The organism is Curtobacterium sp. MCPF17_011, from assembly GCF_003234145.1.
Classification (GTDB): Bacteria; Actinomycetota; Actinomycetes; order Actinomycetales; family Microbacteriaceae; genus Curtobacterium.
The window spans coordinates 219,893-244,084 of record NZ_QKSK01000003.1; the positions used below are offsets into that span (position 1 = coordinate 219,893).

The following is a 24,192-nucleotide window of genomic DNA, read 5'->3' on the forward strand; positions in this document are numbered from 1 at the left end:
GTATAAGAGACAGCCCGTGGCCCACCCGTCACGGCGACCGCAAGGAGCACCGATGCCGTTCGGTAGAGCGACCACCGTCCGACCCCTGACCACGCGGGGGCGCCTCGTCACCCTCGGCGCGCTGGGTGCCGTCGCGGCACTGGCCCTCACCGGCTGCGCGAGCAACGGGACCGCCGCGGGCGACGCCACCGAGACCTCCGGCAAGGTGGCCCGCGTCACCGTCACGCTGACGAACGACGGATCCGACCGCTGCGCCGTGAGCAGGAGCAAGGTCGCCGCCGGCCCCGTGACCTTCACGGTGGAGAACCAGTCGTCCACCGCGATCACCGAGGTCGAGCTGCTGCAGGACCAGCGGATCCTCGGCGAGAAGGAGAACCTGGCGCCGGGACTCGACCCCGTCTCGTTCACCGCGACCCTCATCGGCGGGAAGTACCAGGTGTACTGCCCGGGCGCGGAGCACGAGCTCACCGACCTGACCGTCACCGGCTCCGTGAAGTCGACCGCGAACAGCAGCGCCGCGAGCCTGCTCCGCGACGGCACGAAGGGGTACGCCGAGTACGTCGACGGCCAGGTCACCGGCATGGTGACCGCGGTCGACGAGCTCAAGAGGGACGTCGACGCCGGGGACCTGGCGGCCGCGAAGACCGCCTACGCGAACGCCCGCCCGTACTACGAGCACGTCGAGAGCGACGTCGACGGGTTCGTGAAGCAGGGCCACGATGCGACGGACAACGCCGGCAACCTGGACTACCTCATCGACATGCGCGCGTCGAACGCCGATCCGGCCGTCGGCTGGAGCGGCTTCCACGCCGTCGAGCGCGACCTGTTCGCGAACGGTGCGATCACCGCGGACACCAAGCGGTACGCCGACGACCTCGCCACGAACGTGCACCTGCTCGCGAAGCTCGTGCCGACGCTCGACTACAAGCCCGAGGACCTGGCGAACGGGGCCGCGGGCCTGCTCGAGGAGGTCCAGTCGAACAAGATCACCGGCGAGGAAGAGGCCTACAGCCACATCGACCTCGTCGACCTGGCCGCGAACGTCGAGGGCTCCCGCCAGGCCTTCGCGTACCTCAAGCCCGGGCTGACCAAGGTCGACCCGGCGCTGACGAAGCAGATCGCCCAGCAGTTCGACGCCACGAACACGCTCATGGACGGGTTCCGGAACGCCGACGACCTCGGCGGGTTCGACAGCTGGGACGCCGCCACCCGAGCCGCACACGCGAACGCGATCTCGCAGCAGGTCCAGGCGCTGCAGGACCCGCTGTCCCGGCTGGCCGAGAAGGTCGCCACCGCGTGAGCGACAGCGACGACCGCAGCACGGGGGAGGACGAGACCCGTGGAGTCTCGCGGCGAGGACTGCTCGGCGCGGGACTGGCCGTCGCCGGCGCCGGTGTCGGCGCGGCCGCCGGCATCGCCGGTTCAGCGGTGGCGAGCGGCGTCGACCCGTTCGTGGCGGCGGCGAACGGCGACGAGTCCGTCGACATGTCCCGCAGCCACCCCTTCTACGCGACGGCGGCCGGATCGCCGCAGGGCGGCATCCGGACCGACCCGCAGCGCCACTGCGTGTTCATGACCTTCGACCTGACCCTCGGCACCGCGACCGAGCTGCAGGTGCTGCTCGCCCGCTGGTCGGCCGCGATCGCACAGCTGCAGGCCGGGCAGACGATCGGCAGTGTCGAACCCACGCACGGGGACGGCGTCGGGGCGGACACCGGCGAGGCGCTCGACCTCGGGCCCGCGTCCCTGACGGTCACGGTCGGCCTCGGCCCCGGGGTCTTCGACGAGCGCTTCGGGCTGGCCGGCAAACGTCCGGCTGACCTGGCCGAACTGCCGTCCCTGCCGAGCGACCGCTTCGAGTCCGGGCTGACCGGCGGCGACCTGTCCCTGCAGGCGTGCGCCGACGACCCGCAGGTGGCGTACCACGCGGTCCGTGACCTGGCCCGGATGGCCCGGGGGAGCGCGACGGTGAAGTGGACCGTCCTCGGCTTCGGTCGGGCGTCCGCCGGACCCACCCAGGCCACCCCACGGAACCTGATGGGCTTCAAGGACGGCACCCGCAACATCACCACCGACGCCGACCACGACCGCTTCGTGTGGCTCGACGAGGACGCCGACTGGATGGTCGGCGGCACGTACCAGGTGGTCCGGAAGATCCGGATGAACCTGGAGATCTGGGACGCCGACGTCGTCAGCGACCAGCAGCGGGTCTTCGGCCGGACGAAGGTCACCGGGGCACCGCTCTCCGGCGGTCAGGAGCACACCACCCCGGACTTCCAGGCGACCGCGCACGGCGAGCCGGCGATCGACCCCCGCTCGCACGTCGCCCTCGCCGCGCACGAGGCGAACGGCGGCGTGAAGATCCTGCGCCGTGGGTACAACTACACCGACGGCCTCAACCAGTACGGGCAGCTCGACGCCGGACTGCTGTTCGTGGCGTACATGAACGACCCGGACCACTTCACCCGGCTGCAGCGGAAGCTCGGCGCCTCCGACCGGCTCAACGAGTACATCGCACACATCGGGTCGGCGGTCTTCGCGGTCCCGCCGGCACCCCGCAAGGGCTCGTACATCGGCGAGCAGCTCTTCCGCTGAGCACGGCGCCGGTGACCGCCAGGAGGTGAGAGGGGTGTCCTCCGCCGTTTCCCTGGAGGCGGAGGACACCCGCGACGCGGGGTCCGATCGGGCGGAACCACCGTCCGGCGACCCGGCGCGGCGCATCGCGCGTGGCGACCGGTGCAGCGTACCGCGATGACATGCGGAAACTGCCCGTGCTGTCCGAGAGCGGCTGCCGGACCACGCAGGAAGGCGCCGCCCTCCGGTCGGCTGCCGGAGGACGCAGGACGGGCCCGCCCACCGGTCGGTGGACGGGCCCGTCGGTGAACCGCGAGGCCGGGAGGCGCGTCAGCCCTCCGAAGGCTCGCCCACGTCGTGCACGGCACGCTTCCGGCGGACCACCAGCAGTGCGGTGAGCCCGGCGAGGAGCAGCAGCCCGGCCGCGATGGCCGGTGCCGTGAGCTCGGCACCCGTGTAGGCCAGGGCACCACCGTCGGCCGCGCCGATCCCGCCACCGGCGATCGGGACGACACCGGGGCCGGTGCCGCCGAGGCCGGTGTCGCCGGAGCCCCCGTCACCACTTCCGGGGACGGGAGTCGGCGTCGGGTCGGAGCCGTCGACGGGCTCACCCGGACCGGTGCCGGGATCGGGGACGACCGCGATCGGGACCGTCACGGCCAGCGTGATCTGCTGCCCGTTCGGCAGCTCCACGACGAGCGGCTCGTCCGAGGTCTCGACGGCCGTGGCGGCCAGGCGCGACGCAGCCGACGGCGCTGCCGGCTCCGCGGGCTGGGCGACGCCCGGCTCGGGGACCGTGAAGGTCAGCGAGGCGCGACCCTGCTCGTCGGTCTTGTCGACGACGGTGGTGTCGATCGGGCTCGTGGCGAGCACCTGGTCCCCGGCGGAGACCGAGACGTCACCGCTCTGGTCACCGGCGTTGCTGAACACCAGCGAGGACAGGTCGACCGTCACGGCGTCACCGGGCTGGAAGCCGCCCTCGGGGACCGGCGTCGTGCGGACGCCGATCGACCGCTGGTCCATCGGTGGTTCGACGGCGTCGTGTGCCGCGAAGTAGTCCGCCTGCGCCTGCAGGTCGACCTGACCCGAGTCCGCCTTGTTCGTCCCCGCCGCGAACGCCGCGAAGTTGTCGCCACCGGTCGACAGGAACGAGTTGACGGTCACCTTGATCGTCGCATCGAGCACGATCGGCTCACCGTCGAGGGTCATGCCCGTGATGCGCTCGCCGCGGTCGGCGGACGGGTCGTACGTGTACGCGAAGCCGTTCGAGACACCGAGCTTCAGGAACGGACGTTCGAGGCCGTCCGGCTGCCACTGCTGCTCGAGGGCGTCCTTGATCTGCTGGCCGGTGAGGTCCTCGGTGACCAGGGTGTTCGCGAACGGCTGGACGAGTGCGGCCTCCTTGTAGGAGACGCTGCCGTCCGGGTCGCCGGCACCGCTGGAGGCGTACACGAGGTCGGTGCGCAGGCCGCCCGGGTTCATGAAGGCGATCTGTGACCCCTGGCGTTCAGTGGCCCAGCGCTGCACCTCGGCGATGTTGTTCCCGAGGGTCGACTCGCCGCCGCGGTTCTCGGTCTTGCCGTCGGACTGCAGTGCGCGGCGGAGGTCGCCCGTGATCGTGCCGAGTGGCTCCTTGCCCTTCACGTCGGCGACGGCCTTCGCGTCGGCGACGGTCTTCGTCACCGCGTCGACCGAGGTGGTGTCCTTCGGAGCCGCGGTCGCGGTGTTGAGCGGCAGCACCTCGGCGCTGACGCCGGTGAGCGTGTGGTCCGCGCCGACGGTCAGCTGCAGGTGGCCGTAGTTCATGCCGTACGAGCCGGTCTGGATCACCGGGCGGACGGTGCCGTCCGGGCCGGCGATCTCGTGGTCGTACACGGCGTGGGTGTGCGCCGACACGATCGCGGCGACCTTCGACGACACCTTGCCGGTGATCTGGCCGAAGGCACCGCTGCCGGTGGCGTCGCTGAGTGCGCTCGTGGTGGCGCCCTCGTGCACGAGCAGGACGAGGACGTCGGCCTCGCCGTTGGTCGCGTCGCCGTCGGTGAGCTCGGTCGCGTAGCGGTTGACCGAGCTGACGATCGGGGCCATCGCGAGGCCCTCGACGCCACCCGGGCTGACGAGCCCGGGGATGAGCGCCTCGGTGGTCGCACCGATGAAGCCGACCTTGACGCCGCCCTTCTCGACGATCGACCACGGGGTGAACGCCGGATCGGTGGTGCCGGCCTTGACGATGTTCGCCGAGATGTAGGGCCAGGTGGCCCGGTCCTCGATGCGCCCGGTGAGGTCGTCCTGGCCCTTGTCGAGCTCGTGGTTGCCGATCGCGCTGACGTCGAGGTGCATCTGGTTGAGCACGTCGATCGTCGGGTCGTCGTCCTGCACGAACGAGGTGAACGTCGAGGCGCCGACGTTGTCACCCGCGCTCGTGAAGATGGTGTTCGGGTTCGCCTCGCGCTGCGCCTGGACGACGGCGGCGAGCTTCGCGGCACCGGCGGCCTTGTCAGCCGTGGTCCCCTCGGACTCGATGCGACCGTGGAAGTCGTTGACGTCGACGATGTCGATCGTCGTGTCGCCGGCGGCCGCGGCCGCGGGCGGCACGGCGATGGTCGGTGCCTCGGCTGCCGACGCCGTGGTCGGGGCGCCGAGGGCGACGAGGACCCCGGCGGTGGCGAGAGCGGTGCCGGCGACGATGCCGCGCCTCCGCCTGGTGGTCTCGGGGATGTGGGACGGGCTCATCGTGTGAGGACTCCTGGTGTGGTGGTTCCGCCCCCGGACGGGGGACGCGACCTGCCGAACCTACGAGGATCCACAGGCGACACGCCAGACCCGGGTCCGCGGCGTCACGTGTTGTTCAACTCCCCGGAACACCGCCGACCCGTGGTCCTGGTCAGTCGCGGCCGAGTGCGCCCTTGGCACGCTCGACGACGTCGGCAGCCATCGCCTTCGCGGAGTCCTTCACGACGTCCAACTCGACGGGGTCGCCCTTGAGCAGGCTCTTCGCCGTGTTCATCGCGTACTCCTTGGTGATGTGCGGCGGCAGCGGCGGGACGCTCCGGCTGACGTACGCGTCGATGAGCGTGACGCCCTGGTGGGCGAAGGCCCGCTCGACGGCGGCCTCGACCTCGTCGTCGCTGTGCACCGCGATGCCCTGGAACCCCAGGAGCTCGGCGTACCCGGCGTAGTCCATCGTCTCGACGTCCTGCGACCCGCGCCACATCGGGTTGCCGTCCTCGGTCCGCATCTCCCACGAGACCTGGCCGAGGTCGTCGTTGTGCATGACCACGATGACGAGTTGCTTGTCCTGCCAGCGGTGCATGTACTTCTTCACCGTGATCAGCTCGTTCATCCCGAGCATCTGGAAGGCGCCGTCGCCGATGGTGCACACCGCCGGTCGGTCCGGGAACGCGAACTTCGCCGCCACGGCGTACGGCATCGCGGCGAGCATGGTCGCGAGCCGGCCGGACATGTCGCCGTGCATCCCGCGGCGCAGGCGGATGTGGTGCCCGTACCAGTCGGCGGTGGTGCCGGCGTCGCAGGTGACCGTCACGCCCTCCGGCAGTCGTTCGTCCACTGCGTGGATCACCCGTCGCGGGTTGACACCGTCGCTGTAGGACACCTCGGCCTGGCGGCCCATCTCGGCCTCCCACTCGCGCATCTCCTCGGCCAGCTGCTCCTGCCAGCCCAGGTCGCTCTTCTGCTCGAGCAGCGGCAGCACCGCGTCGAGTGTCGCGCCGACGTCGCCCCACATGTTCAGCTCGTTCGGGTAGCGCACGCCGAGCTGCTCCGGCTTGATGTCGACCTGGATACCGCGCGCCTGCCCGGCCTTCGGCAGGAACTCGCCGTACGGGTAGTTCGTGCCGAGGAGGACGATCGTGTCGCACTCCTTGATCTGCGTCAGGCTCGGCCGTGAGCCCAGGAGTCCGACCTGCTGCGTGTGGAACGGCACGTCCGAGGGCACGACGTCCTTGCCCCGCAGTGCGGTGATGATGCCGGCCCCGGCCTTCTCGGCCGCGGCGATCACCTGGTCGGTGGCACCACGGGCGCCGGCACCGACGAGGAAGGTGACGCGCTCGCCGGCGTTGATGATCTCGGCCATCTTCCGGACGTCCTCGGCCGGCGGGGTGATCCGGGTCGAGGCCGGCACGTCGCTCGAGCGGGACACCCAGTGCTCGGAACCCGGCGTCGACCACTTCATCGCCTGCACGTCGTGGGGGAGGACGACGACGGCCGGCTGCTTCCGGAGCATCGCGGTCCGGAACGCGGTGTCCACGATGACCCCGGCGGAGTCGGGCGTGGTGATCGTCTGGACGTAGCAGGCGACGTCGGCGAACACCCGCTCGAGGTTCGACTCCTGTTGCGTGAACGTCCCGACGGCCGCCAGGCCCTGCTGCCCGACGATCGCGACGACGGGCTGGTTGTCCATCTGGGCGTCGTACAGCCCGTTGAGCAGGTGGAACGCGCCGGGGCTGGACGTGGCGACGCAGACCCCGACCTCGCCGGTGAACTTCGCGTGGGCGGTCGCCATCAGGGCGGCGATCTCCTCGTGCGTGGGGCGGATGTACTCGACGCCCTCACCGGCACGGTCGGCTTTGCCCAGGGCGCCGTCGAACTCGCCGATGCCGTCACCGGGGTAGCCGTAGACGCGGGTCACGCCCCACGCCTGGATGCGGTCGAGGACGAATTCGCTCACGTTCTGGCTCATGCGCCCAAGGTGCTCGCGCAGGGTCCGCGCGCTCTCAGCGCACGGTCGCCAGCCGGGAGGCCCGCACCACGTGAGCCGGTCCGCCCGCGTGATCCGGACCTCCCGTCAACCCCTCACTCGGCCGCGATCAGGGGCCGCAGCGTGCGGTGGGCGATGCGGAGACCTTCGAGGACCTTCACGTCGTCTCCGCCCCAGAGCGGGTCCTCGTGCTCGACGCTCAGCGTGCCGTCGAAGCCGGCCTCGTAGAGCCGGTCGACGACTCGCGGCCAGTCGACCACGCCGCGGCCGGGCACGCGGAAGCGCCACCAGCCCATCTCCCAGGGGTCGTCGCCCTTGTCGACCTTGCCGAAGAAGCCGTACCGGTTCCGCCGCTCGGGGAACAGCTCGACGTCCTTCGCCTGCGCGTGCACGATGTGCTCGGCGAAGGGCAGGATCGTCTCGACCGGGTCGATGCCGATCCACGTCAGGTGCGACGGGTCCCAGTTCAGCCCGAAGCCGAGCCCGGTGACCCAGTCCCAGAGTTCGGGGGAGTACGCGATGTTGCCGGGGTAGCCGTCCGGGTGCCAACCCTCCATCACGCAGTTCTCGATGACCAGGCGGACGCCGCGCTCACCGGCGTAGTCGAGCAGTTCCGGCAGGACCCGGTCGCCCTCGGCCATGTTCTCGCGGACGCTCTTGGTGTTGTCACGGCCGATGAACGTGCCGACGTAGGGGACCCCGAGGCGCTGGGCAGCGTCGACCGCGTGCTTGAGGTGGGTGCGGACCTCCTCCCGCCGGGCCGGGTCCTGGTGCAGGTTGTTCTCGTAGTAGGCCAGGGCGGAGATCTCGAGTCCAGTGCGGTCGAGCAGCTCCCGCGTCGCCTGGACGTCCTCGTCGGTGAAGGTCGCCACGGGGAGGTGCGCCGCCTCGAAGTCGCGGCCGCCGGTGCCCGGCCAGACGGCGACCTCGAGTCGCTCGTAGCCCTGACCGCTCGCGAACTCCGCGATCCGGCCGAGGTCCCATCCGGGCAGGCAGGCGGTCAGCATCCCCAGCTTCATCGGATCTCCCTCCAGGCGTGGTCGCCGGCACTGGCGACCACGGTGTCGATGATGCGTGCCGACCGGGCGCCGTCCGCGAAGGTCGGCAGACCCTCCGGAGCGGTGCCGGTCGTGACGGCGGTGTAGGTGTCGGCGACGAAGGCCGCGAACGCGTCGACGTAGCCCTGCGGGTGCCCGGACGGCACGACCGCCAGCCGGCGCTGGTCGGGCGAGCCCTGGGACGGGTCGCGGACCACGATCTGGGCGCCGGTCTCGTTCCCGAACCAGGCCGACTCCGGCTGCTCCTGGTCGAAGGCCGCCGACCCGAGGGTCCCGTCGACCTCGAACCACAGCCGGTTCTTCCGGCCCGCCGAGACCTGCGAGATGACGACGTTGCCGATCCGGCCGCTGCCGGTCCGGAAGGTCGCGACCGCGGTGTCCTCGGTCGTCACCTCGGCGCGCTCGGCCGCGTCCCCGATCGGATCGGGGTCCGGGGTACCGGAGAACGACGGACCGGATGCCGCCGGCCGGGTCGGGTAGACGATGTCGGTCACCGCGCTCACCGCGGCGAACTGCTCGGCCATGACGAACTCGACGAGGTCGCACCAGTGCGACCCGATGTCGGCGAAGGCCCGGGACTGCCCACCGGCACCGGAGTCGACCCGCCACGACGACGCGTCCGAGTCGAGCATCCAGTCCTGCAGGTAGTGGCCGTGCACGGCGAGCACCCGACCGAGCTGTCCGCCGACGATCCGGGAGCGGATCTCCCGCACGATGGGGTGGTAGCGGTACACGAACGGCACCGTCGCGACGACCCCGGCCTCGGCCGCGGCCCGCTCGAGTTCGTCGGCCTGCTCGGCGGACACCGCGAGGGGTTTCTCGCAGACCACGTTGATGCCCGCGCGGATCACCGCGAGCGCCTGCGGGTGGTGCTGGTCGTTCGGGGTGCAGATGTGCACGACGTCGGGGCGGTCGGCGATCACCGCGTCCAGGTCGGCGTACCCGCGCTCCAGGCCGAGCTGCTGCGCCACCTGCTCCGAACGCTCCCGGTTCCGCCCGAGCACACCGATGACGTCCGCTCCGGCCGCCCGCGCGGCGCGCACGTGCACGGCGGCGATCATGCCGGTGCCGACGACGGCGACCCGCAGCCGCCCGCCCCGCGCTGGTTCCGCCCGTGGTGGACCGGCCAGCTGCTGACCCACACCGGGTGCGTGGACGTTGCCCTCTGTCGTCATGGTGCTCCCTCGCGCCGTGTCGACGCTCCCGCGCGTCGGCACCGCGACCACCGTACCGGCAGACCCGGTCCTGCTCGGGAACGGGTGAGTACGTTCTGGGGCATGGCGAGCCTCCAGACCACACTGCTCATCCTCGGAGCCAGCGGCGACCTGTCCAAGCGCCTGCTGTTGCCCGGCCTCGCGACCCTCCTCGACGTCAAGGAGGACTGGGAGATCCAGCTCGTCGGCGCCGGCGTCGAGGACATCTCCGACGCCGACTGGAAGCACCTCGTGCACGAGGCGTTCGAGAACGCTCAGGCGTCCAAGAACGAGGAGGACGAGGGCGCGACCGGTGAGACGGCACTGTCCCCGCGCCTCCAGGCCGTTGTCGACGCGTCCTCGTACCGGAAGTCCGACGTCACCGACCCGGACGACCTGAAGGCGTTGCTCGCGGACTGCCGGTACGACCCCGCCATCTACTTCGCGCTGCCCCCGGCGGTCACCGAGAAGAGCTGCGAGCAGCTCGCGCACCTGGACCTGCCCGCGCACACCCGGCTCGCGCTCGAGAAGCCGTTCGGCACCGACGCCGACAGCGCCGAGCACCTCAACGACCTGCTGCACTCGTTCCTGCCGGAGTCGCGGATCCACCGCGTGGACCACTTCCTCGGCCGCTCGACGGTGCTCAACCTGCTCGGTCTGCGGTTCGCCAACCGCATCATCGAACCCCTGCTGTCGTCCCAGCACGTCGCGCGCGTCGACATCGTCTACGACGAGACCCTCGGACTGGAGGGTCGTGCCCGCTACTACGACAAGGCCGGCGCGCTCGTGGACATGATCCAGAGCCACCTGCTCCAGGTGATGGCGGTCGTCGCGATGGAGGCACCGGCCTCGATCGACGCCGAGGACCTCCGCACCCAGAAGGAGCTCGTGCTCCGCGCCGTCCGGCCCTGGGGCGGAGACCCGCTGACCGCCGGCAAGCGGGCGCGCTACACGGCCGGCACCGTGGGGGACCGCTCGATGCCGTCCTACGCGGACGAGGAGGGTGTCGACCCGTCGCTCGGCACCGAGACCCTGGCGCAGCTGAAGCTCGAGGTCGCGAACTGGCGGTGGGCGGGCGTGCCGTTCACGCTGCGCTCCGGCAAGGCGCTCGGCAGACAGCGCCGCGAGATCCTCATCACGTTCAAGGACTCCCCGCACGTGCCCGACGGTCTGACCGGAGCGCACAAGCCGGACCGCCTGTGCATCTGGATCGCGCCGGACGAGATGCAGCTCGAACTCAACGTCAACGGCCCCGGCGACCCGTACACGATCGACCACACCGCCATGGAGGTCACCTTCAACCCCGGACGGCTCAGTGCCTACGGCGAGGTGCTCGCCGGGGTGCTCGAGGGCGACGCGACGCTGTCGGTCCGCGGGGACAGTGCCGTGCAGGGGTGGAAGGTCGTCGAACCGTTCCTCACCGCATGGCGGGCGGGCGACGTGCCGCTCGACGAGTACGTGGCGGGGTCCGGCGGGCCGGACGACTGGGACAACGTCGACGCGTAGGCACAGACCTCCCGACACCGGGCAGGCGTAGCGTGCGTCGACGTGACCACCACTGACGACGTCCTCTCAACCGTCCCCGCACCCGCCGGCTCCGACATCCGTGTCGAGACCGTCGACTACGCCCACGACGACGCACCGCTGCAGGGCGTGCTCGCGAAGGACGCGGCCGTCGCCGGTCCCCGTCCGGCCGTGCTCGTCATCCACGACTGGCACGGGGTGAACGAGCACGTCGAAGCGCGGGTGACGATGCTGGCGCGCCTGGGGTACGTCGCCTTCGGAGCCGACGTCTACGGCGCCGGCATCCGCCCCGGTGACGACAGCGCTGCCGAGGTCGCCGGTCGCTTCTACGGCGACAACGCCCTGTTCCGTGCCCGCCTGCGCGCCGGACTCGACCGTCTGCTCGCTGACCCGGACGTCGACGCGTCGAAGGTCGTCGTGATGGGGTACTGCTTCGGCGGCTCGGGTGCGCTCGAACTCGCCCGGTCCGGTGCCGACCTGGTCGGGGCCGTGTCGTTCCACGGCGGACTCATCGCCCACGACCCCTCGGACGCGGACCAGATCCGCGCCAAGCTCCTGGTCCTGACCGGCGGCTCGGACCCGGTCGTGCCGGACGAGTCCGTGCACGCCTGGCAGGACGAGATGCGAGGCGCTCCGCACGTCGACTGGCAGGTCGTCACCTACGCCGACGCCATGCACGCCTTCGCGGTCCCCGGCACCGACGCACCCGACCACGGCGCGCAGTACCAGGAGCGTGCGGACCGCCGGTCGTGGCAGGCGCTGCAGGTGTTCCTCGCCGAGGTCTTCGACGAGGAGCCGACCGTCTCCTGACCCTCGGCGACACGCCGGGTGCGCCGGCCGGGGCCGTTCGATTGGCGCTGCGACCGGAGCTGTTGTAGAGTCTTCCACGGCTCGCAAGGGCCACGCGCTCGTAGCTCAATGGATAGAGCATCTGACTACGGATCAGAAGGTTGGGGGTTCGAGTCCCTTCGAGCGCACAGTACTGCAACACCACGAAGGCCCCGGAGATCATCTCCGGGGCCTTCGTCGTTCCCGCACGTCGGTCCTTCCCTGGCTTCAGTCGATCCTGGGCTGCTCCTGACGGGCGCAGGGATAGACCGGGTCCATGCCTGACGACCTGGACCAGACGGACGCCCCGTTCCTCGACGCCCTGCGGGACCACCACGCGATGAACCGGTACAGCTTCTCGCCGCCTGGGCACCGGCAGGGCCGTGGGGTCGACACCGAGACACTGTCGGTGCTCGGGATGGACCCGTTCCGCAACGACGTCCTCGCCAGCGGCGGTCTCGACGACCGGACGTCGTCGAACGCCTACCTCGCGACCGCGGAGGCCCTGATGGCGGATGCCGTGGGCGCGGACAAGGTCTTCTTCTCGACCTGCGGCAGTTCACTGTCAGTCAAGGCGGCGATGCTCTCCGTGGCCGGCGTCGACGGTGGCATCGTGATCGGTCGCGATGCCCACAAGTCCGTGACGGCAGGGCTCGTGTTCTCCGGACTCCAGCCGTACTGGGTCGAACCGCGGCTCGACGCTGACCAGGGGATCTCGCACCCGCCGTCGCCCGAGGACTACGCCGCGGTCTGGGACGCCCACCCGGACGCCGCCGCTGCGCTGGTGGTCAGCCCCACCCCGTACGGCACCTGTGCCGACATCGAGGGGATCGCGGCGGTCTGCCACGAGCGCGGCAAGCCCCTCATCGTGGACGAGGCGTGGGGCGCGCACCTGCCGTTCTCCGAGCAGCTGCCCTCGTGGGCGATGAGCGCCGGTGCCGACGTGTGCGTCACGAGCGTGCACAAGATGGGCCTCGGCTTCGAGCAGGGGTCCGTCCTGCACCTCCGCGGCGACCTCGTGGACCACGACCACCTGTGGGCCTGCGCCGACATGCTCATGACGACCAGCCCGAACGTGCTCGTCTACGCCGCCATGGACGGGTGGCGTCGACACATGGTGCAGGACGGCGCGGACCGCATCGCGCAGGCCATCGAGCTGGCCGACCGCACCCGGGAGCGGATCAACGCCATCGACGGGATCTCCGTGCTGCACGAAGAGCTCCTGCACGCCGAGGCGTCGCACGAGCTCGACCCGATGCGCATGCTGCTCGACATCCAGGCGCTCGGCATCAACGGGTACCACGCACTCGACTGGATCCGTCAGCACCACCAGATCGACCTCGGGCTCTCGGACCACCGGCACCTCGGGGTCGACATCTCGATCGCCGACGACGAGTTCACGACCGACCGGCTGGTGCAGGCGCTCGAGGACCTGGCAGCTGCGGCACCCGGGCTCGACCAGGACCCCCCGGTGCAGCTGCCGGACCGCTCGGGCATCCTGCTCGAGTCGGTCGTCACCCCGCGCGAGGCGTTCTTCGCCCCGGCGGAGTCCGTACCGGCGGAGCAGGCGGTGGGCAGGATCGCGGCCGAGCAGGCGACCCCATACCCACCCGGCATCCCTGCGTACGTGCCGGGGGAGCGGCTCACCGCCGAGGTCATCGACTACCTGCGGAGCGGTCTCCAGGCGGGCATGGTCCTGCCGGACCCGACCGACGGCAGCCTCGGGACCATCCGCGTCATGCGCGACGTGCGGTAGCGGCCGGGAGGCCCGAGGCCCGTCCGGCAGGCCACTCGCCCGGTCAGGTCAGCCCGGCCAGGCCTCTGACCCCCACGACCCGTCCGCGCGTCGCTCGTAGGCGAGCCGGTTGCTCGGCCCGTCCGTCGCGCCCGTCCAGAAGAGCATCCGCACCGGCGTCAGCGCGTACCCGCCCCACGTCGCGGGCGGGTCGAGCGGCGCTCCGCCCCCGGTCGCCTCGAAGGACGCCCACCGGGTCCGCCGCTCGTCGGCCGGCACGGCCGCCAGGTCGGCGTCGTTCACCCATGCGAGCACCTGCAGGTAGTGGGTGCGCGCTGCGTAGGCGATCCGCGCCTCCCGGTCCGTCACCCGAGCGACGTCACCGGTGACGACGAGTTGCCGGGCCGCCTCCGGCCAGACGATCGTCACGGAGGCCCGTGGCACGGCCGCCAGCTCGGCCGCCTTGCGGCTCCGGGTGTCGCTGTGGAAGTGCAGGCGCTGCCCGTCGAACTGCGACAGCAGGACCGTCCGCGCCGACGGGTACCCGTCCAGGCCGATCGTGGACAGGTTCATCGTCGGCGTGACGCCCGATCCGGCCGGCGGGAGCCAGGCCGCGGCGAGCACGAGCGGGTCCGCGGGCGGCGGACCGGTGTCGGCTGCCGCGGCCTGCCCGGGCAGCGTGGTCATCGCGGGCCTGCGGGGTCGAAGCGGGCGATCTCGTGCAGCGAGGCCACCGCCTCGGCGAGGGAGTGCTCCCACAGGGCTGCGCCGTACGAGGCGGAGGCGCGGCTCGCGTCCCCGACGACGCCGGGTGTCCCGAAGTCGTCCGAGAGCCAGCCGAAGGACACCGGACCACCGTTGAACGCGATCTTCTCGAAGTCCGCCAGGTGGTCCGGCACCCAGCGTTCGGCGAGCGTCATGTCGACCAGGTCCGGCCGCAGGTGCAGGATCATCGACGTCTCCGCCGCACCGCCGTGGATGCCGAGTCCGCGTTCGTCCGCGTCCTCGCCGTCGGGGCCGGGCATCCGGGCGAGGGTCGGCATCAGGAACGTCTTCAGTCCGTACCGCTTGCGGATCTCGCGGAGTGCGACCTGCAGCAGCGCCACGTTCCCGCCGTGCCCGTTGGCGAACACCAGCGTGCCCGCGCCGGTCAGGGCGACGGCGCGGCCGACCTGCACCACGGTGTCGAACATCGTGTCCGCGTCGAGCCACACGGTGCCGGGCGCCCAGCTGTGCTCGTCGGACTTCGTGAACGCCAGGGTGGGCAGTTGCCAGACGTCGAGCCCCTCGGCCGCGGCCTGTTCGACGGCCGCGCCGCCGATGTGGTCGGCGAGCAGGAAGTCCGTCAGGAGCGGCAGGTGCGGGCCGTGGTGTTCGACCGCTCCGGTGGGCTGGACGACGATGGTGTCCGCCGTGAAGCCGGCGGCGACGGCCGGCCCGGACAGCTCGGCGAGCTTGCGCGTGCCGCTCACTTGCCGAACCCGGGAACGGCGGGCTGGGCCGAGGCGGTGGACCCGCCGGACTGCACGAGCGCGGGGTCGATGACGTGACCGGGGTTGAGCAGCCCGTGCGGGTCGGTGCGCTGCTTGAGGGCGAGCAGCTCCTCCACCCCGTGGTCGACGTAGTACTGGTGCGGGCTGTGGACACGGACTCCGAGATCCCGCAGGACGGGGTAGCCGGCGTAGACGTCCTCCGCCCCGGTGTAGGGCGCGGTGAGCATGCCGATCGGGCCGACGTGTGCCGCCTCGATGTGCAGCATCCCGCCCGGGTAGACTGCCTCGACCTCGGCGATCCGGTCGATCAGCGCCTCGCCACCGACCTCGACGTGGAAGTACTCGGTGTCGGGGCTGTTCCGCTTCAGCCACCAGATCGGGTGGTTGTAGGACAGCATGGACACCTTCGTGGTCTGCTGCAGGCCCTCCCGGACGTCCTCGACGGTGCCGCCGGCGAAGGTGATCAGGTCGTGCGCCTCGTCGAGTGCCGTCGCGTCGATGATGCCGCGCAGGCTGGCCCGGTCGGTGGGGATCGCAGCGTCCTTCGGCAGGGTCGCGGCGATCACGGCCCGGTCGGCACTGACCAGGCGCGGCACGGGTGTCAGCCCGCGGAGCGTCCGGACCGCGACGAGCGCCTGCTCGAAGGTCGGGAAGGACGCGTACACGGCCCGCCAGTCCTGCAGCGGTTCGAGCCGGACCGTGGCTCGGGCGATGACGCCGGCCGTGCCGTAGGTGTGCACGAAGGGCTGGGCCGCGTCGCCCTCGACGTGCAGCAGACCCGGCTCGCCGGGCAGCGCGATGTCGAGCGCGGTCACGAACCCCTGCCAGTTCGACCCGTGCGCGATCGAGCCGGTGCCACCGGAGCCGCCGGAGAGGAAACCGCCGATCGTGGACTGCGCCGTCGACGGGTACATCCAGAGCTGCTGCCCGGCCGCCGCTGCCGCCTGCTCGAGGGCGACCATCGTGGTGCCGGCCTCGGCGGTGATCCAGCCGTCGCCGACCTCGACGACGGCGCGCGCCCGAGAGGTGTCGAGCACCAGGCCGCCGTGCAGCGGGATGCCCTGTCCGTAGTTGCCGGTGCCCTTGCCGCGGGTGGTGACGGGCACCCCGTGGCGGATCGCGGCCTCCAGCGTGGCGGCGATCTCGTCGGCGCTCGCGGGGGAGGCGACGAGGTCCGCGAGGCCGAGCGGCAGCTGCTCGCTGAGGATCGGGCTCATCGTGGCCTCGTCGACCGAGGCGCGTTCACGGGTGCGTTGGTCCGCGCTCACGCCGCGCTCACCGAGCAGGGTGACGAGGTCGGCGCGGAGCGCCTCGAGCGTGGCTGGGGAGGCGGTGCCGACGGTGGCCGGGGTGACGGTGGTCATGCTTGCTCCTGATGGCTGCTGCGCGTTTCGGGTTCCGGACGGGAGGCGGCGGACGTGCCTCGCGCCTCCCGTCCGGTGGGTGGTCGGCGAGCCGACCGGTGACGGGACGACCTAGAAGCCGAGGGAGATCGACTTGTCCAGGAACTCGTTCGTGTAGAGGTCGGACGGCGCGAGGCCCTCCTTCATGCCGCCGTCGGATCCGGAGAACACCGGCGTGGCCTTCGCGATGAAGTCGGACATGCGCTTCTCGTCCATGTCGCCGACGTAGCCGTTGTCACCGTCGGTCGCGATGCCGCGCTTCCGCATCTGCTCGGCCGCGAAGGCACCGACCTTCGAGTCGTACGTCCAGCCGTTGTTGTACTGCTGCACGAGCTGCGTGATGAGGTCGTTCGTCGCGCCCGGGGACGTCAGGTAGTCGACGTCGGCCTGCTGCATGACCGGGACGAGTGCCTTCAGGCAGGGGGCCAGCTTCGTCTTGTCACCCGAGCGGATCGACATGGTCTCGGGGTACGGGTTCCAGCCGGTGGTCGAGATGAGAGCGGACGAGATCTTCTTGCCCCAGGCCGGGACCTGGTGCTGGTACACGTACGGCTCGGCGGTCGCGAAGCCCTGCTGGGCGTCCTTGCCGCCGGCGGAGACGAACTTCGACGGGGTGCCGTCGTAGCTGCCGTCGAGGACGCTCTTCGGCAGGTTGCCGGAGTCCTGCAGGTAGGACATGTACGCGGCGTCGTTGAAGTAGCGGACGACGCCGTCCTTCTTCTCGAGGGCCTTGCCGAGGCTCTTGATGCTGTCGACCTCGGGGTAGGTCTTCGGGTCCCACATGATGACCATCGGGGACTGGTCGTTCTCGGCGAAGACGGCCGTCGTGGGCAGCTTGTCGGAGAACGAGACGGCCTCGTCGGTGGAGACGTAGCCGAGGGTGATCGACTTGTCCTGGTACATCTGCGAGCTGACCTTCGAGTACCCGATGGCCGGGCCGCCGGCGCGCACCTCGAGCTTGACGCCGGTCGGTTTGCCGTTCGCGACGAGGTCGCCGGTCACCTTCTTACCGGAGGCGTCGATCGTCGGGTTCGCGCCGAGCATCTGGTAGAGGTGCCCGTGGTCGCCCTCGGGGTTCCAGTCGGTCTGGACGACGACGGTCGCCGGGCAGACGCCGGAGAGGTCGACGGCGGGGCCGGTGGCCGCGGTCGTCGCGGCAGTCGTCGTGGCGCTGCTGGCCGAACCGCTCGCACAGCCGGTGAGGGCGATGGCCGTGACGGTGAGGGCGGCGGTGACAGCGCCGATTCGGGTGGTGGTGCGCATGGAGGCTCCGATCGTGGTGCGGGTCTCGTGGTGCTGGGGGCGGGTGCTGTGGGAGGGAGGGGTCAGGGGTCGGGCGACGGTGGGACCGTCAGCCGAAGTCGTGCCAGCGGCCGACGGCCAGGCGGCCGAGCAGGCCGAAGACCAGGAACACCGCGACGCCGTAGAGCGAGGCGATGATGATGGTCGCGTAGAGCTCCGGCCCCATCAGCCGTGACGCGGTCACCTGGATGAGGACGCCGAGGCCGGGGTTGCCGCGCTGGAAGAACTGGTCGCCGACGATCGCGCCGATGACGCTGAGGCCGGCCGAGGTGCGCAGGCCGACGAAGATCGACGGCAGGGCGGCGGGGACCTGCAGCTTCACGAGTCGGGCGAACCGGCCGGCGCGCTGCAGCCGGAAGAGCTCGTGCTGCGCCCGGTCGGCGGACTGCAGCCCGAACAGGGTGTTCGACACCATCGGGAACAGGGCGATCATCACCGTGACGATGACGCGGCTGGTGAACTCGTAGCCGAACAGGGCGCCGATGAGCGGTACGAGCGCCAGGATCGGCACGCACTGCAGTACCACGGCGTACGGGTAGAGCGAGTTCTCGAGCCACTTCGCCTGCGCCATCGCCATCGCCCAGAGGACGCCGATCACGATCGCGAAGGCCAGCCCGGTGAGCGAGACGACCGTCGTCCGGCCGAGTGCCGTCCAGAGGTCGTGGCCGAAGGTCGACGGCGCCCCGTTCATCCCGGTCGGCGCGACGATCGCCTTGAGCACCAGGTGCGGGTACGGCACGAGGAACGCCAGGCCCCGCACGTGGTCGTAGTAGGCGGCGACCGCGTACCAGACGGCGACGAGCACACCGAGGACGACGACGGGCTGCCACCAGGTGACCGACCGCCGACTGCGGGGGGTGGAGCGGCGGGCGGCGGCGCGCGTGGTGCGGGCCTCGGCGACCTCCTGGAGCGTGACCATCAGCGGTGTCCTTCCCGGAGAGCGTGCGAGACCTCGCCGACGAGCTCGGCGAACTCCGGGGTGAAGCGGATGTCGGGGTCGCGCGGCATCGGGAACGGCACGTCGAAGCGGCCGACGATGCTGCCCGGACGGCCGGACATCACGATCACCTCGGTGGACAGGTACACGGCCTCGGACACCGAGTGCGTGATGAACAGCCCGGCGAACTGCTGCTCCACGAACAGCCGCAGGAGTTCGTCGTTGAGGCGCTCGCGCGTGATCTCGTCGAGGGCGCCGAACGGTTCGTCGAACAGGAACAGCTCCGGGTCGAGGGTCAGCGACCGCGCGAGCGAGACGCGCATCCGCATGCCGCCGGAGAGCTGCTTCGGCAGGTTCGTCTCGAAGCCGTTCAGGCCGACCAGGTCGATGGCGTGCTTCGCCTTCGCGGCCCGCTCGGCCTTCGGGACGTGACCGAGTTCGGCGAGCAGTTCGACGTTCCCCTGCACGTTCCGCCAGGGCAGCAACGTGGCGTCCTGGAAGACGTAGCCGATCCGGTCGGCGGCGACCCCCGCGGTGCCGTCGGACGCCGTCTCGAGCCCGGACGCGATCCGGAGCAGCGTCGACTTGCCGCACCCGGAGGGGCCGACGACCGAGACGAACTGGCCGCGGTCCACGGTCAGGTCGACGCCCTGCAGGGCGACGGTGCCGTTCGGGAACGTCATCTCGACGTTCCGGAAGTCGAGCAGCGTGTCCGTCGTGGTGACGGGGGCTGGTGCGGTGGTGGTCACGGCTACCTCGTGTTCTCGTGCATGGTCGTGCGCGGTCAGGGAACGGGGACGGGGGTCAGGGGACGAGCTGGGCGACGGACGTGCGTTCCGTGCTGACGGTTCGTGTTCGGGCGACGGTGCGCCGCACCTCGGTGCGGGCGACGAGTCGTCCGCGGGACAGGACGATCCGGTCGGCGGGGGCGTTCGCCACCGCGTCGGTGACGCTGGTCGCGGCGACGGCGAGCAGGTCGGCGCGCGCTCCGACGACGGGGCCGGCGGCCGGGAGGCCCATCACGCTCCGGGCGGCGTCGCTCACCATCGCGTACGCCTCGTCCGGCGTCAGGTGCCCGGCGGTCACGAGCAGGGACGCGGTCTCGAGGGCGTCGCTCCGGCCGACCGGGTTGAACGGGTCGCGGACGTTGTCGGCGCCGGCGGCCACGCGGACCCCGGCGGCGAGGAGCGCCCGGATCGCGGTCAACCCGCGGGGGGTCGACACCGGGTGCTGCCATCCCTGCAGGTACAGGTTCGTGATCGGCAGCGTGATGACGCCGAGGTCCGCGGCGGCGACGTCGGCGACGACCTCGGCGAGGCGCTCCGGTCCGAGGGTGCCGAGTCGCACGCAGTGCCCGGCGGAGTACTGCCGGTCGCGCGGCCAGTCGCGGACGGCGCGGGCGTAGTGGTCGAGGGTGACGGGTCCGTCGAGACTCTCGTCGGCGTGCAGGTCGACGCCGAGACCGCGGCGGTGTGCGATCGCCAGGAGTCGGTCGACGTCGGCGAGCGGGTCCTCGGCGAGGTGCGGGGCGCCACCGACCAGGTCGACGCCGAGGTCGAGCACCGCTTCGACGTGCTCGTCCGGCGCGAGCGGCCCGGCCAGTGCGACGAGTTCGATGTCCATCAGGTCGGCGAGCTCGTCCCGGACCTGCACCAGGGCACGGGCGCCACGGACGGCGTCGGCGACCGTTCCGGTCCCACCGTGGCTGAGGACGTCCACGTGGGTGCGGACCGCGGTGGTGCCGGCCGCCAGCAGCGCGAGGGCCGCGGTCCGTGCCCGGTCGGCGATCTCGTCGACGGACATCGTCGTGGCGTAGGCGGCCCAGGCGGCGATCGCAGAGCCCAGGTCACCGAGCGGCGGGTTGATCCGGTCGGCGCTGAGGGCCTTGTCGAGGTGGGCGTGCGGTTCGGCCGGGGCGGTGAGGAGCAGGCGACCCTCGAGGTCGAGCGTGCCCTCCGCGGACGCGGCGAGGCTGCCGGCCGGTGCCACCTCGGTGACCATGTCGCCGGTGATCGCGACGTCCACGAGTCCGCCGTCGGACAGCAGCGCGGACCGCAGGAGGGTGATCGGGCGTGGCAGTGACTCGTCCAAGGGGCCCTCTCGATCGTGTGTGACAATGTTGATCGCATCAACATCCACGATGCTAGGTGGGTCGTGTTTCTCACCCGTTTCGCTCCGGTTGCCGACTGTGACGAGATGGGATGCACGGAACGGCCCGCTGGTCCGGACCACGATCGGAGCGCGATGCCCACCGACCTCCTGCCCCACGCCGACCTGCCACCGGACGCTCCCGAGGCCGATCGGGTGGTCGACGAACAGGCCCGTCTCGTGGGCGAGCACATCCGGGCACTCCGGCGTTCGGCACGACTGACCCTCGTCCAGCTCGCCGAGCGCACCGGGCTCTCGCACCCGTTCCTCAGCCAGGTCGAACGCGGCCACTCCCGCGCCAGCATGGTGTCGCTCGAGAAGATCGCCACCGCGCTCGACACCACCCAGGTCGCACTCCTCGCCGCCGGCGCCCCGGCCCGGAACGAGCCGGACGACCGAGGACCCGAGGTGCTCCGCGCCGACGAGGGTGCCCGCGGGCCGTTCTCCAGCGGCGAGGCGCGGCTCCTCGTGCACGCCGGCCCGCACGCCTTCGAGCCGCTCGAGTGGAAGGGCGACGACACCGACCTCGGCGAGTACTTCGAGCACCGTGAGGACGAGTTCCTCACGGTGCTCGAAGGCGACGTCCTGCTCGACCTCCGTGGCCAGGACGTGCTGCGCCTGGGCCCCGGCGACTCGGCCTACTACCGGGGTGGCACCGGACACCGCTGGTGCAGCGCCGACGGCAGTGCGTTCCACATGATCGTCGTCAAGGAGACCCCGCGGGCCGGAGCCGCGTCATGAGCGCCGGTCTGGTCGACTCCCCGGACGACCGGCTCCGGATGCGGATCGCCGACCGGCAGCGGGTGGCTGAGGACGTCGTCGTCCTCGACCTCGCGTCGGTCGACGGCGTCGCCCTGCCCGAGTGGGAACCCGGGGCCCACGTGGACCTCGAGGTGGCGCCCGGCATCGAACGGCAGTACTCGCTCGTCACCACCACCCCCGACGGGCACTGGCGGGTGGCCGTCCTCCGCGAAGCCTCCGGGCGAGGTGGGTCCGTCGCCGTGCACGACACGCTCCGTGTCGACGACGAGGTCCTGGTCGGCGGCCCGCGCAACCACTTCGGCTTCGACCCCGACCGGCCCGCGGTCTTCGTCGCTGGCGGCATCGGCATCACCCCGATCCGCGCGATGATCGCCGCCGCCGAGGCTGGCGGCACCCCGTGGGAGCTCCACTACGCCGGCCGCACCCGGGACCGGATGGCCTTCGCCGACGAACTCGTCGTGGCCCACCCGGACCGTGTGGCGCTCGCCGTCGCGGACGACGGCACCCGGATCGACGTGGCCTCGCTCCTCGCGGTGCCCCGGGACGCCGTCGTCTACTGCTGCGGCCCCCGCCGCCTGATGGACGCGGTCGAGGCCGCCGCCGCGCACTGGCCCGCGGGCAGCGTCCGGGTCGAGCGGTTCGAGCCCGCCGCTGACGTCGACGCCCCGAGGGAGTCGTTCGAGGTGGAGCTCACCCTCACCGGGGTCACGGTCACGGTCCCGGCCGACCGCACCCTGCTCGAGGTCGCGGAGGACGCCGGCGCGTTCGTCCTGTCGTCCTGCCGCGAGGGCACCTGCGGCACGTGCGAGACCCCCGTCCTCGACGGCGCGGTCGACCACCGCGACACCGTGCTCAGCCCGGCGGAGCAGGCTGACGACCGCACCATGATGGTCTGCGTCTCCCGCGCCAGGCGAGGCTGCCCGCGGCTGGTGCTCGAACTCTGACCACCGGACGGGAGGCTCGGGTACTGACGCGAGCAGGGCCTCCCGTCCGCCGCGGGTCGGCTCAGTCAGGGTCGCTCGGTGTGCTCCACCGGTGCACCGGTGAGCGCCGAGAGACGCTCGAGCCCGGCCTGCTCGACGAGCTGGCGAGCCAGCGGACGGGCGCGGGCCACGGCCTCCCGGACGTCGACGCGCGTCACCTCGAAGTCCGCCAGGCTGAGCTCGCCGTCGACCCAGACGTCCTTCACCTCGCGGCTGCCGGCGACGAACACGACCGCCTGGAACGGGTCGTGCACGTTCGCGAGCGTCGGGCTCTCCCCGTCGAACACGACCAGGTCCGCACGCTTGCCCGGCTCCAGCGACCCGATCTCGGCGTCCATCCGCAGTGCCGTCGCACCGCCGATCGTCCCCATCTCGAACGCCTCCCGGGCGGTCATCGCGGTCGCCTGCAGGTCCCGGATCCGGGCGAGCAACGCCGCCGTCTTCATCGCCTGCAGGAAGTCCTGCGAGTCGTTCGACGCCGGCCCGTCGACACCGATGCCGACCGGGATCCCGAGCGCCCGGAGCTCCGCCACCGGCGCGATGCCGCTCGCCAGGATGCCGTTGGCGACCGGGTTGTGCGCGACGCCGACCCCGTTCGCGGCGTAGGTCTCGCGGTCCTCCCGGTCCATCCAGACGCTGTGCGCGGCGATCACCGGCACCCGGAACATCCCCGTCGCCTCGGCGTGCCCGACGACCGTCTTGCCGGTGCGCTGGCGGGCTGCGGTGACCTCTTCGCGGACCTCGTGCACGTGCACGTGGATGCCGTGCCCGCCGTCGACCGCGTACTCGATGTGCTCCTGCCAGGCCTGGTCCGAGTACCGGCCGATCGAGGACATCCCCACACGGAACGTGCTGTACCGGCTGGCATCGGCGGCCTCGCGCAGGGCATCGAACTCCTCGAGGATCGGTGCCGGACCGAAGCCGCGGTCGACGTCCCCGGAGCCGAACGACACCACTCCGCGCAGGCCCAGCTCCTCGAGCGCCTGCACGACCCCCGGGGTCGCCGGTTCTCCGGCGATCGGGTCCGAGCAGAACATGTCGTTCGCCGTCGTCACGCCGCTCCGGAGCATCTGGATGCCCTGCAGCATCGTGCCCGCGTACGCCTTGTCCCGCGTCATCACCGGGTTGACGTGGGAGATGAGGGCGTTCAGCCACTCCCACAGCGTGTACTGCGAGCCGATGCCCGTGATGAGCCCCTCGCTGAAGTGCCCGTGCGTGTTCACGAAGCCCGGCGTGACCAGATCGTGCGCCCCGCCGCGGATCGTCGCACCGGGGTGTGCTGCCGACAGCTCGGCGAACACACCGACCGCGGCGACCCGGTCCCCGTCGAGGAGCACCGCGCCGTCCCGGATCGCGGACGGGGTCTCGGAGTGGTCGGGGGCGGCGGTCAGCACCCACCCGCCGCGGATCAGGGTCTGGGTCATGGGGGGACCCTAGGGACCGCGTGTTTCGCCGGTGTCACCGTCCGGTTTCCCCCGCTCGCAGCGTGCCTCCGCCGGAACGACGGGCGTCACGAGCACGAAACAGCGCCCTGC

General features: G+C 71.5%; 19 protein-coding genes and 1 tRNA gene. 8 read left to right on the forward strand and 12 right to left on the reverse strand.

Annotation, left to right across the window (positions count from 1 at the left end):
- Positions 1–52 precede the first annotated feature (52 nt).
- A complete protein-coding gene (gene efeO / locus DEJ25_RS05490; protein ID WP_111044020.1) occupies positions 53–1,300 on the forward strand; it encodes an iron uptake system protein EfeO in 1,248 nt (415 codons plus the stop codon).
- A complete protein-coding gene (locus DEJ25_RS05495; RefSeq protein WP_111044021.1) occupies positions 1,297–2,595 on the forward strand; it encodes a Dyp-type peroxidase in 1,299 nt (432 codons plus the stop codon). The genes efeO and DEJ25_RS05495 overlap by 4 nt, the downstream gene beginning before the upstream one ends.
- A 309-nt stretch (positions 2,596–2,904) precedes the next feature.
- Here DEJ25_RS05495 and DEJ25_RS05500 read toward each other — a convergent pair whose 3' ends face one another.
- The 4 genes from DEJ25_RS05500 to DEJ25_RS05515 all read right to left on the reverse strand — a co-directional run bounded on the left by DEJ25_RS05500 (position 2,905) and on the right by DEJ25_RS05515 (position 9,524).
- Entirely contained in the window at positions 2,905–5,307 is a 2,403-nt protein-coding gene (locus tag DEJ25_RS05500; RefSeq protein ID WP_111044022.1) for a bifunctional UDP-sugar hydrolase/5'-nucleotidase, read from the reverse strand.
- Between the two features lie 151 nt (positions 5,308–5,458).
- Positions 5,459–7,273 carry a thiamine pyrophosphate-requiring protein gene (locus DEJ25_RS05505; protein ID WP_111044023.1) on the reverse strand — a complete coding sequence of 605 codons (1,815 nt, stop codon included), beginning with the start codon at positions 7,271–7,273 and terminating at the stop codon, positions 5,459–5,461.
- 113 nt (positions 7,274–7,386) lie between these two features.
- The gene (locus DEJ25_RS05510) at positions 7,387–8,310 is read right to left on the reverse strand and encodes a sugar phosphate isomerase/epimerase (RefSeq protein WP_111044024.1); all 924 of its coding nucleotides are present in this window, start codon (positions 8,308–8,310) and stop codon (positions 7,387–7,389) included.
- On the reverse strand, positions 8,307–9,524 hold the full coding sequence (locus tag DEJ25_RS05515; RefSeq protein ID WP_110904471.1) for a Gfo/Idh/MocA family protein: 1,218 nt from the start codon (positions 9,522–9,524) through the stop codon (positions 8,307–8,309). Before DEJ25_RS05515 ends, DEJ25_RS05510 begins: the two co-directional genes overlap by 4 nt.
- A 102-nt stretch (positions 9,525–9,626) precedes the next feature.
- Between DEJ25_RS05515 and DEJ25_RS05520 the strand changes: the two genes are divergently transcribed.
- From DEJ25_RS05520 to DEJ25_RS05535, 4 genes are all read left to right on the forward strand, one after another.
- Complete coding sequence (locus DEJ25_RS05520; RefSeq protein ID WP_110904472.1) at positions 9,627–11,048, forward strand: glucose-6-phosphate dehydrogenase; 1,422 nt, start codon at positions 9,627–9,629, stop codon at positions 11,046–11,048.
- 42 nt (positions 11,049–11,090) lie between these two features.
- The gene (locus tag DEJ25_RS05525) at positions 11,091–11,876 is read left to right on the forward strand and encodes a dienelactone hydrolase family protein (protein ID WP_110904473.1); all 786 of its coding nucleotides are present in this window, start codon (positions 11,091–11,093) and stop codon (positions 11,874–11,876) included.
- Positions 11,877–11,970: 94 nt separating this feature from the next.
- Positions 11,971–12,043, forward strand: a tRNA-Arg gene (locus DEJ25_RS05530).
- A gap of 128 nt (positions 12,044–12,171) precedes the next feature.
- Entirely contained in the window at positions 12,172–13,650 is a 1,479-nt protein-coding gene (locus DEJ25_RS05535; protein ID WP_258366349.1) for an aminotransferase class I/II-fold pyridoxal phosphate-dependent enzyme, read from the forward strand.
- A 48-nt stretch (positions 13,651–13,698) separates the two neighbouring features.
- Here the strand turns inward: DEJ25_RS05535 and DEJ25_RS05540 are convergent, their stop codons facing one another.
- From DEJ25_RS05540 to DEJ25_RS05570, 7 genes are all read right to left on the reverse strand, one after another.
- Positions 13,699–14,316, reverse strand: a complete 618-nt coding sequence (locus DEJ25_RS05540) for a pyridoxal 5'-phosphate synthase (RefSeq protein ID WP_111044025.1) — start codon at positions 14,314–14,316, stop codon at positions 13,699–13,701.
- On the reverse strand, positions 14,313–15,101 hold the full coding sequence (locus tag DEJ25_RS05545; RefSeq protein WP_111044026.1) for a creatininase family protein: 789 nt from the start codon (positions 15,099–15,101) through the stop codon (positions 14,313–14,315). The genes DEJ25_RS05540 and DEJ25_RS05545 overlap by 4 nt, the downstream gene beginning before the upstream one ends.
- A complete protein-coding gene (locus tag DEJ25_RS05550; RefSeq protein ID WP_111044027.1) occupies positions 15,098–16,486 on the reverse strand; it encodes an FAD-binding oxidoreductase in 1,389 nt (462 codons plus the stop codon). The genes DEJ25_RS05545 and DEJ25_RS05550 overlap by 4 nt, the downstream gene beginning before the upstream one ends.
- 111 nt (positions 16,487–16,597) lie before the next feature.
- Positions 16,598–17,788, reverse strand: a complete 1,191-nt coding sequence (locus DEJ25_RS05555; RefSeq protein WP_110904529.1) for an ABC transporter substrate-binding protein — start codon at positions 17,786–17,788, stop codon at positions 16,598–16,600.
- An 88-nt stretch (positions 17,789–17,876) separates the two neighbouring features.
- Positions 17,877–18,746 carry an ABC transporter permease gene (locus DEJ25_RS05560; RefSeq protein WP_111044028.1) on the reverse strand — a complete coding sequence of 290 codons (870 nt, stop codon included), beginning with the start codon at positions 18,744–18,746 and terminating at the stop codon, positions 17,877–17,879.
- Complete coding sequence (locus DEJ25_RS05565) at positions 18,746–19,513, reverse strand: ABC transporter ATP-binding protein (RefSeq protein ID WP_258366348.1); 768 nt, start codon at positions 19,511–19,513, stop codon at positions 18,746–18,748. The genes DEJ25_RS05560 and DEJ25_RS05565 overlap by 1 nt, the downstream gene beginning before the upstream one ends.
- A gap of 55 nt (positions 19,514–19,568) precedes the next feature.
- On the reverse strand, positions 19,569–20,855 hold the full coding sequence (locus DEJ25_RS05570) for an amidohydrolase family protein (RefSeq protein ID WP_111044029.1): 1,287 nt from the start codon (positions 20,853–20,855) through the stop codon (positions 19,569–19,571).
- Positions 20,856–21,008: 153 nt separating this feature from the next.
- Here DEJ25_RS05570 and DEJ25_RS05575 point away from each other — a divergent pair, with 153 nt between their 5' ends.
- Together DEJ25_RS05575 and DEJ25_RS05580 are read left to right on the forward strand one after the other, a co-directional pair.
- Complete coding sequence (locus tag DEJ25_RS05575; protein ID WP_111044030.1) at positions 21,009–21,653, forward strand: helix-turn-helix domain-containing protein; 645 nt, start codon at positions 21,009–21,011, stop codon at positions 21,651–21,653.
- Positions 21,650–22,618: a PDR/VanB family oxidoreductase gene (locus DEJ25_RS05580; protein ID WP_111044031.1), complete on the forward strand. Its 969-nt coding sequence runs from the start codon at positions 21,650–21,652 to the stop codon at positions 22,616–22,618. Before DEJ25_RS05575 ends, DEJ25_RS05580 begins: the two co-directional genes overlap by 4 nt.
- Positions 22,619–22,683: 65 nt before the next feature.
- Here the strand turns inward: DEJ25_RS05580 and DEJ25_RS05585 are convergent, their stop codons facing one another.
- A complete protein-coding gene (locus DEJ25_RS05585; protein WP_111044032.1) occupies positions 22,684–24,081 on the reverse strand; it encodes an amidohydrolase family protein in 1,398 nt (465 codons plus the stop codon).
- Between the last annotated feature and the right edge of the window lie 111 nt (positions 24,082–24,192).